This window comes from Mycobacterium sp. (assembly GCF_035314665.1).
GTDB lineage: Bacteria > Actinomycetota > Actinomycetes > Mycobacteriales > Mycobacteriaceae > Mycobacterium.
Genome location: NZ_DATFZD010000253.1, coordinates 1 through 3165, shown reverse-complemented (window position 1 = coordinate 3165; position 3165 = coordinate 1). Strand labels below are relative to the sequence as shown.

The following is a 3165-nucleotide window of genomic DNA, read 5'->3' as shown; positions in this document are numbered from 1 at the left end:
TTGGAGGTGGAGACGGGAATCGAACCCGTGTGCACGGCTTTGCAGGCCGTTGCCTCACCACTCGGCCACTCCACCGCGGGGTTTGATGCCACTTGCACCCTCGAGCGGATGACGGGATTCGAACCCGCGACCCTCACCTTGGCAAGGTGATGCGCTACCAACTGCGCTACATCCGCGCGCAACGGACGAGATCATCGCCCGGTGCGAAGCACGACGATAGTCCACCTGACTAGGCCCGCACAAATTTCTTGGCACCGTCAGGCGCGCCGCCATCCGCGGCCCATGCAGCGCGTTCTGCCGAGACGCCCGCGCGTGCTAATCTTCGACGTCGTTCGCCTCTTGGCGCCGGTCCCGTGGCTCAGTGGGAGAGCGTCCGCTTCACACGCGGAAGGTCGCTGGTTCGATCCCAGCCGGGACCACAAGCACCAGCGCAGATAAAGAATGTTTCGAACGATCACCGCCCAAGATTTCAATCGCGAGGCAGTTCACGATTCACCTGGTGGCCATACGATCCATCCATGGCTATCGCGACGACTAGTCCTGTCACCGGTGAGATCCTCAAGAGCTTCGACGAACTCACCGACAAGGAACTCGAAGACAAACTCGCTCGAGCGGCCGCGGCCGCCGAGTCGTACCGACTGACCAGCGTCGAGCAACGCGCCGGGTGGCTCGTGAAGGCGGCCGACAACCTGGAAAACGAGGCCGACTCCGTCAGCGAGTTGATCACCACCGAGATGGGCAAGACCTTACGAGCCGCGCACGAGGAAGTCGCCAAGTGCGTTCGCGGGCTTCGTTTCTACGCAGCCGAGGGCCCCGGGTTCTTGCGGGCCCTGCCCGCAGACGGCGCGCGCGTCGGCGCCAAGCAGACCTACGTGACCTATCAGCCCCTGGGTGTTGTGCTCGCGGTGATGCCGTGGAATCTGCCGCTGTGGCAGGCGATGCGGTTCGCGGCACCCGCCCTGACGGCCGGGAACGTCGGGATCCTCAAGCACGCCTCCAACGTGCCGCAGACCGCCCTCTACATGGAGCAGCTCTTCCGCGACGCGGGTTTCCCGGACGACGTGTTCCAGACCCTGCTGATCTCCGCCAGGCGCGTAGAGCAGGTACTGCGAGATGACCGGGTGAAGGCCGCGACCCTGACCGGCAGTGAGCCCGCGGGACGGTCGGTGGCCACCATCGCCGGCTCAGAGATCAAGAAGGTAGTCCTCGAATTGGGCGGCTCGGACCCCTTCATCGTCATGCCCTCCACCAACCTGGAGCGGGCCACCGATGTCGCGGTCAAGGCCCGGACTCTGAACAACGGGCAGTCCTGCATCAATGGCAAGCGGTTCTTCGTCCACGACGACATCTACGACGCGTTCATCGAGAAGTTTGTCGCGAAGATGGGGGCGTTGGTGGTGGGCGACCCGATGGACGCGGCAACCGACGTCGGCCCGCTGGCAACCGAATCCGGCCGCGACGACGTCGAAGCGTACGTGGACGATGCGGTCGCCAAGGGCGCCGAGGTGCTGGTCGGCGGAAAACGACCGGACGGGCCCGGCTGGTTCTACCCGCCGACCGTCCTGACGAACATCACGCCTGACATGAACATGTACCACGAAGAAGTCTTCGGCCCGGTGGCTCAGGTGTGGTCGGTGCCCTCTTTGGAGGCGGCGCTGGAGTTGACCAACGGCCACCCGTACGGGCTGGGGTCGAATTTATGGAGCGAAGACGAGGCCGAGCGACAACTATTCGTCCGAGATGTCCAGTCGGGCATGGCATTCATCAACGGAAACACGACCAGTTATCCGGAGATCCCTTTCGGGGGAGTGAAACTCAGCGGCTATGGGCGCGAACTGTCCGACCTCGGCATGCGTGAGTTCATGAACGCGAAAACCGTCTGGATCGGCGAGGACGCAGGTGCCTAGCGATGCCTAACGAAAAGCGCGGGACGGCTGCCCTTTTCGATGCTCTGACCACTAAGGGCACGGCCTTCACCGAAGACGAACGTCGCCGGCTCGGCCTCAGGGGCCTGCTACCAGCGACGGTGAAAACGCTGGAAGAGCAAGCTGCGCATTGCTGGCATGAATTCTGCACTCGACGTGAGGGTCTCGACCAACACATCTATCTGCGTGCGCTGCAGGACCGCAACGAGACGCTGTTCTACCACGTGATGCGCGACCACATCCCCGAGACCCTCCCGATCATCTACACCCCGACCGTGGGTGAGGCCTGCGAGCGTTTCAGCGAAATCTACCGGCGGCCAAGGGGATTGTTCGTTTCTTATGCCGACCGCGACTGTCTTGACGAGGTGCTGGGCAACCGGCCCCAACCCGAGGTAGACGTGATAGTGGTGACCGACGGACAGCGGATCCTTGGGCTGGGCGACCAGGGCATCGGCGGGATGGGCATTCCGATCGGCAAGCTGTCGCTCTACACCCTCATCGGCGGAATCGACCCCGCGCGCACACTGCCGATCGTGCTCGACGTCGGAACCGACAACGTCGAACTGCTCGACGACCCGCAGTACCTTGGCTCGCGCCACCGACGCCTCGACGACGATGAGTACCACGCGTTCATCGACAAGTTCGTCGCCGCCGTTCGCAAGGCGCTACCAAATGTCCTGTTGCAGTGGGAAGACTTCGCCACCGTGCACGCACTGCCAATCCTTTCCCGCTACCGCGACAAGCTCCTAACCTTCAACGACGACATTCAGGGCACCGCGGCTGTCACCCTCGGCGCACTGCACGGCGCCGCCAAAGTGGCCGGACGCCCGCTGTCGCAACAGCAGGTCGTCATGCTGGGCGCCGGCTCCGCCGGCATCGGAGTGCTCGACATGGTCCGTCGGCAGATGGTGATCGAGGGATTATCCGAACAGGCTGCCTCCGAACGAATCTGGGTGGTCGACGTGGTGGGTCTGCTCACCGATGACCGTACAGATCTGTCTGACGCACAGCGGGGATTCGCTCAGCCCGCCAGCCGCGTCGCGAGCTGGGGCCTGTCGGGGCCTGCGCAGCTCGCCGATGTCGTCCACCATGTCGACGTCGGTGTCCTGCTCGGCCTGTCCACCGCCGCCGGTGCCTTCACCGAAGAGATCGTGCGCGAGATGGCCGGCAAGACCAAGCGGCCGATCATCTTCCCGCTTTCCAACCCGACCAGCCGGGCCGAGGCGCACCCGGCCGAACT

2 protein-coding genes and 3 tRNA genes are annotated in these 3165 nt (G+C 64.0%); 3 read left to right on the top strand and 2 right to left on the bottom strand.

All coding sequences use genetic code 11. From position 1 onward, the window contains the following. Nucleotide 1 precedes the first annotated feature (1 nt). Nucleotides 2–75 (bottom strand) — tRNA-Cys (locus tag VKI00_RS18230). Nucleotides 76–103: 28 nt separating this feature from the next. Continuing rightward, nucleotides 104–176 (bottom strand) — tRNA-Gly (locus VKI00_RS18225). A gap of 171 nt (nt 177–347) precedes the next feature. Here VKI00_RS18225 and VKI00_RS18220 point away from each other — a divergent pair. The 3 genes from VKI00_RS18220 to maeA all read left to right on the top strand — a co-directional run. After that, nucleotides 348–419 (top strand) — tRNA-Val (locus tag VKI00_RS18220). Nucleotides 420–518: 99 nt separating this feature from the next. Beyond that, complete coding sequence (locus VKI00_RS18215; RefSeq protein WP_324439807.1) at nt 519–1907, top strand: NADP-dependent succinic semialdehyde dehydrogenase; 1389 nt, start codon at nt 519–521, stop codon at nt 1905–1907. A 2-nt stretch (nt 1908–1909) separates the two neighbouring features. Then, on the top strand, nt 1910–3165 hold a 1256-nt coding region (gene maeA / locus VKI00_RS18210; RefSeq protein ID WP_324439805.1), incomplete at its 3' end, for an oxaloacetate-decarboxylating malate dehydrogenase.

Bases quoted from the DNA above. Each gene is read 5' to 3' on its own strand.
- VKI00_RS18215 (WP_324439807.1), top strand. From the start codon at position 519: ATGGCTATCGCGACGACTAGTCCTGTCACCGGTGAGATCCTCAAGAGC.